We start from the raw sequence: 4,760 nt of genomic DNA on the forward strand, positions 1-4,760 counted from the left end.
AAGCCGACCTGCGCCCCCGCCACCCCCAGCACCACGTCGGCCCCCGCGCCCAGCGCCGCCCAGCCGCCGCCGGTGGTCGGGTCGCGCAGCACCGCCACGTGCCCCAGCCCGGCCGCCCGGTGCTCCGCCCGCGCCCGCGCCACCCGCTGCAACTGCCGCAGCGCCACCACGCCCTCGTGCACCCGGCTGCCCCCGGTGGCGATCAGCGACACCCCCGGCAGCCCCTCGGCCACCGCCGCGCCGAACGCGTCCACCAGCGCCTGCCCGGCCCCCGCGCCCACCGACCCGCCGAGGAAGCGGAAGTCGAACTCCACGACCACCGCGCCGCCCCACCGCACCCAGCCGACCGACTCCGCCGCGCCCGACCTGGCCCGCGCCCGCGCCAACCGCTCGGCGTGACCCGGCCACCCGAGCGGGTCGCTCACCGCCGCAGCTCCCGCTTGAGCACCTTGCCGAGGTCGTTGCGCGGCAACGAGTCCACGAGCACCAGCGCGCGCGGTCGCTTGTGCGGGGCCAGCAGCCCGGCCACGTGGTCGGCCAGCTCCTCCAGCGCGGGCTCCCGGCCCGCGGCCACCACCCACGCCACGACCCGCTCGCCGAGGTCCTCGTCCGGCTCGCCGACCACCGCGACCTCGGCCACGTCCGGGTGCTCCAGCAGCGCGTTCTCGATCTCGCCCGCCCCGATCTTGTACCCGCCGCTCTTGATCAGGTCGGTGGCCCGCCGCCCCACGATCCGCAGGTACCCGTCCGGCTCCAGCACCGCCAGGTCCCCGGTCCGGAACCAGCCGTCCCGGAACGCCTCCCGCGTGGCGTCGGGCCGGTTCAGGTACTCGGTGAACAGCCCCGGCCCGCGCACCTCGACCTCGCCGATCTCACCCGGCTCGCCCACCACCCGCACCGCCGTCCCGTCCAGCGCGGTCCCGACCGCGCCCGGCCGCCGGTCGCCGTCCGCCCGCACGCTCGTGATGATCAGCGTCTCGGTCATCCCGTACCGCTCCACCACCCGCTGCCCGGTCAGCGCGCTGATCCGCTCGTGCACCGCCGCGGGCAGCGCCGCCGACCCGGACACCAGCAGCCGCGCCCTCCCGAACGCCCCCGCGTGCTCCGGGGCCTGCGCGATGCGGTGGTACATCGTCGGCACGCCGAACAGGACCGTCCCGTCCCCGGCCAGCGCCTCGGCGGCGGCCTCCACGGTGAACGACCCCAGGTGGTGCGCGGTCCCGCCCCGCCGCAGCGGCCCCAGCACGCCGAGGCACAGCCCGTGCACGTGGAACAGCGGCAGCCCGTGCACCACCACGTCGTCCCCGGTCCACGCCCAGGCGGCGGCCAGCGCGTCCAGGTTCGCCGCCAGCGCCCGCCTCGGCAGCACGACGCCCTTCGGCGGCCCGGTCGTGCCCGAGGTGTAGATCACCAGCGCGGGCGCCTCGGCGTCCGGCTCGGGCAGCGGGACCTCGGGCCCGGAGGGCGGCTCGCCGTCGACCACCAGCTCGGGCGCGCTGTCGTCCAGCACGTGCCGCAGCTCCCGCTCGCCGATCCTCGGGTTCAGCGGCACCACCGGCACCCCGGCCAGCAGCGCGCCGACCACGGTCACGCAGGTCTCCGGGGTCGGCCTGGCCCACACCGCGACCAGCCGCCTGCCCACGAGCCCGTGCGCGACGGCGCGGGCCCGCGCGGCCAGCTCCCGGTAGGTCAGCTCCCCGTCGGGGAAGCGGAGCGCGGTCTTGTCGGCGACGGCGTCGGCGAGGGCGGCGTCGGTCAGAGCGGGCAGCAGCATGGGCTACACCGTGCCGCCGCCCGCCCCCGGTCACAAGTGCGGTTCGAGCCACGTCACCAACCGCGACTTCGGCCTCGCGCCGATCGACTGCGCCACCAGCTCCCCGTCCCGGTACAGGTTCAGCGTCGGCGCCGACATGATCCGCGCGTCCCGCGCCACCGCGGGGCTCGCGTCCACGTCGACCCGGCTCACCACCAGCCCCGGCAGCTCCCGGTCCAGCTCCTCCAGCACCGGCTCCACCACCCGGCACGGCGGGCACCACCTCGCCCCGAACTCCACCAGGTGCAGCCCCTCGGCGATGCCCGCCCCGAACGTCCCGTCGGTCAGCTCCCGCACGACTTCCCCTTCCGCCTGGCCTCGGCCTCCGCCGAGGCGAGCTGTTCGCGCACCCGCTCCCTGGCCACCTCGAGACCCGCGATGCACTCCTCGATCTCGGCGAGCTTGCGCCGGTACACCGCCACCGACGCCGGGCACGACCCGCCGCTCGCGTTGCCGTCGCGCAGGCACTCCACGAACGGCCGGGTGTCCTCCAGCGCGAACCCGATGCCGGTCAGCGACCTGATCTCGGTGACCAGCCGCAGGTCCGACTCCTCGTACTCGCGCCTGCCGTTCGGACCGCGCCGGTCCGGCAGCAGCCCCAGTGACTCGTAGTAGCGCAGCGCCCGCGTCGTCGTGCCGCAGCGCCTGGCCAGTTCCCCGATGCGCACCACGGCATCATCGGTGTTGACGTGGACGTCAAGTCCAGCCCCGGCGCGCGCACCCGTACAGTGACCCGGTGCTAGTGCTCGCCTTGGACACCGCCACGCCCGCAGTGACCGCAGGGGTCGTGGAGCTCGAAGCCGGTTCGCCGCCGAGGACCCTGGCCCAGCGGGTCACGGTCGACGCCAAGGCGCACGGCGAGCTCCTCACGCCGCACCTGACCGACGCGCTCGCGGACGCGGGCCGCTCGCTCGCCGACGTGGACGCGATCGTGGTCGGCGCGGGCCCTGGCCCGTTCACCGGGCTGCGCGTCGGCCTGGTCACCGCCGCCGCGCTCGGCCACGCCCTCGACCGCCCCGTGCACCCGGTCGCCACCACCGACGCGCTGGCGCACGACGCCCTGGTCTCCGGCGCGTCGGCAGGCGCGCCGCTGCTGGTCGCCACGGACGCCCGCCGCCGCGAGGTCTACTGGGCCGCCTACGACGCGGACGGCCGCCGCACCCAGGGCCCGGACGTCGAGCGCCCCGCCGAGCTGGCGGGGAAGCTGCCCGGACTCGGCCTGGCCGGGGCCGTCGGCGAGGGCGCCGCGCTCTACGCCGAGGTGCTCGGCCTGCCCGTGCGGGCGGGCCACGACCACCCGTCCCCGGCGGGCCTGGTCGCCGCCGCGGCCGACGCGCTGCTCTCCGGCGCCGAACCGGCCCCGCTCACCCCCCTCTACCTGCGCCGACCCGACGCCGTCGAGCCCACCGGCCGCAAGCGGGTGACCCGCCCGTGAACACCGGCACGGTGGTGCTGTCGCCGCTGCGCCACGAGGACGTCCCGCGCTGCGTCGAGATCGAGCACCGGCTGTTCCCCGGCGACGACCCGTGGAGCGAGGGCTCGTTCCTGAGCGAGCTGGACGCGGGCAACCTCTACCTCGGCGCCTACGCGGACGGCGAGCTGGTCGGCTACGCGGGGCTGGGCCTGACCGACTTCGAGAGCAGCGTCCACACGATCGCCGTCGAGACCGCCTGGCAGGGCAGGGGCATCGGCAAGGCCCTGCTCCGCGCGCTGCTGGAGCGGGCCGACCGGGACGGCCTCCCGGTGTTCCTGGAGGTCCGCACCGACAACGAGAGCGCCATCGGCCTCTACCTGGCGCACGGCTTCGAGCGCCTCGGCCTGCGCCGCCGCTACTACCAGCCCTCCGGGGCCGACGCGTACACCATGGGAAGGCCCGCGAACCGTGACTGACCGGCTCATCCTCGGCATCGAGAGCAGCTGCGACGAGACCGGCGCGGGCATCGTCCGCCTCGGCGCCGATGGCGGCGTGGAGCTGCTGGCCGACGAGGTCGCCTCCAGCGTCGAGCAGCACGCCCGGTTCGGCGGCGTCGTCCCCGAGGTCGCGTCCAGGGCGCACCTGGAGGCCATGGTCCCGTCGATGCGGCGGGCGCTGGCCAAGGCCGACGTCGACCTCGCGCAGATCGACGCCATCGCCGTCACCGCGGGGCCCGGCCTCGCGGGCGCGCTGCTGGTCGGCGTCTCCGCCGCCAAGGCGTACGCCGCCGCGCTGAACAAGCCCCTCTACGGCGTCAACCACCTGGCGGGCCACGTCGCCGCCGACACCCTCCAGCACGGGCCGCTGCCCGAGCGCTGCCTGGCGCTGCTGGTGTCCGGCGGGCACTCCCAGCTGCTGCTCGTGGAGGGCCTGGCGTCGAGCATCACCGAGATCGGGTCCACGGTGGACGACGCGGCGGGCGAGGCCTACGACAAGGTCGCCCGGCTGCTCGACCTGCCCTACCCCGGCGGCCCGCCCATCGACAAGCTCGCCAAGCAGGGCGACGGGTGCGCCATCGCCTTCCCCAGGGGGCTGACCGGGCCGCGCGACGCCAAGTACGACTTCTCCTTCTCCGGCCTGAAGACCTCCGTCGCCCGCTGGGTCGAGCGCCGGGAGGCCGCGGGCGAGGAGGTGCCGCTGGCCGACGTCGCCGCGTCGTTCCAGGAGGCGGTGGCCGACGTGCTGACCGCCAAGGCGATCCGGGCGTGCCGGGACCTCGACGTGGACACGCTGGTGATCTCCGGCGGGGTCGCGGCGAACTCGCGGCTGTCCGGGCTCGCCGCCGAGCGGTGCGCGGACGCGGGCATCACCCTGCGGGTGCCCAGCCCCCGGCTGTGCACCGACAACGGCGCGATGATCGCCGCGATCGGCGCGCACCTCGTGGCGGCGGGCGCGAAGCCCTCGGGCCTGTCGCTGTCGACCAACCCCGGCCTGCCGGTCGAGGTGGTCCAGGTCCGCTGACGCCGGGCCCGC

Annotated in this window: 7 protein-coding genes; 3 read left to right on the forward strand and 4 right to left on the reverse strand. The window is 76.3% G+C overall.

From position 1 onward, the window contains the following. The 4 genes from ACTUAL_RS18670 to ACTUAL_RS18685 form a co-directional block, all read right to left on the reverse strand. Positions 1-425, reverse strand: a 425-nt coding sequence (locus ACTUAL_RS18670; RefSeq protein WP_440901170.1) for a carboxyl transferase domain-containing protein, incomplete at its 3' end; no start/stop codon positions are given. Continuing rightward, entirely contained in the window at positions 422-1,774 is a 1,353-nt protein-coding gene (locus tag ACTUAL_RS18675; protein ID WP_096497089.1) for an acyl-CoA synthetase, read from the reverse strand. The genes ACTUAL_RS18675 and ACTUAL_RS18670, both read right to left, overlap by 4 nt. Before the next feature lie 30 nt (positions 1,775-1,804). Next, the gene (locus tag ACTUAL_RS18680; RefSeq protein ID WP_096497088.1) at positions 1,805-2,110 is read right to left on the reverse strand and encodes a thioredoxin family protein; all 306 of its coding nucleotides are present in this window, start codon (positions 2,108-2,110) and stop codon (positions 1,805-1,807) included. Continuing rightward, entirely contained in the window at positions 2,098-2,481 is a 384-nt protein-coding gene (locus ACTUAL_RS18685) for a MerR family transcriptional regulator (protein ID WP_096498105.1), read from the reverse strand. The genes ACTUAL_RS18680 and ACTUAL_RS18685 overlap by 13 nt, the downstream gene beginning before the upstream one ends. A gap of 68 nt (positions 2,482-2,549) precedes the next feature. On the opposite strand from ACTUAL_RS18685, the gene tsaB reads away from it, so the two are divergent. From tsaB to tsaD, 3 genes are read left to right on the forward strand one after another with little or no spacing between them, the layout of a single operon-like run. After that, on the forward strand, positions 2,550-3,248 hold the full coding sequence (tsaB, locus tag ACTUAL_RS18690; protein ID WP_440901171.1) for a tRNA (adenosine(37)-N6)-threonylcarbamoyltransferase complex dimerization subunit type 1 TsaB: 699 nt from the start codon (positions 2,550-2,552) through the stop codon (positions 3,246-3,248). 11 nt (positions 3,249-3,259) lie between these two features. Then, positions 3,260-3,703, forward strand: coding sequence for a ribosomal protein S18-alanine N-acetyltransferase (gene rimI / locus ACTUAL_RS18695; protein WP_096498104.1), 444 nt, complete (start codon positions 3,260-3,262; stop codon positions 3,701-3,703). Next, entirely contained in the window at positions 3,696-4,748 is a 1,053-nt protein-coding gene (tsaD, locus tag ACTUAL_RS18700) for a tRNA (adenosine(37)-N6)-threonylcarbamoyltransferase complex transferase subunit TsaD (protein ID WP_096497086.1), read from the forward strand. Before rimI ends, tsaD begins: the two co-directional genes overlap by 8 nt. Positions 4,749-4,760: the final 12 nt, after the last annotated feature.

This window comes from Actinosynnema sp. (assembly GCF_052038725.1).